The following is a 245-nucleotide window of genomic DNA, read 5'->3' as shown; positions in this document are numbered from 1 at the left end:
TTACTGGGCGTAAAGCGCACGTAGGCGGATTGACAAGTCAGGGGTGAAATCCCGGGGCTCAACCTCGGAACTGCCTCTGATACTGCCAGTCTAGAGTCCGGAAGAGGTGTGTGGAATTCCTAGTGTAGAGGTGAAATTCGCAGATATTAGGAAGAACACCGGTGGCGAAGGCGGCCCACTGGTCCGGTACTGACGCTGAGGTGCGAAAGCGTGGGGAGCAAACAGGATTAGATACCCTTGTAGTC

General features: G+C 54.7%; 1 rRNA gene. It reads left to right on the top strand.

The window, feature by feature from the left end:
• Window positions 1-245 (top strand): 16S ribosomal RNA (locus ACTHS4_RS12350); the annotation flags it as partial.

The organism is Neisseria sp. P0014.S009, assembly GCF_051958155.1.
GTDB lineage: Bacteria > Pseudomonadota > Gammaproteobacteria > Burkholderiales > Neisseriaceae > Neisseria > Neisseria flavescens_C.
This window is presented reverse-complemented; position numbering and strand designations above follow the sequence as displayed.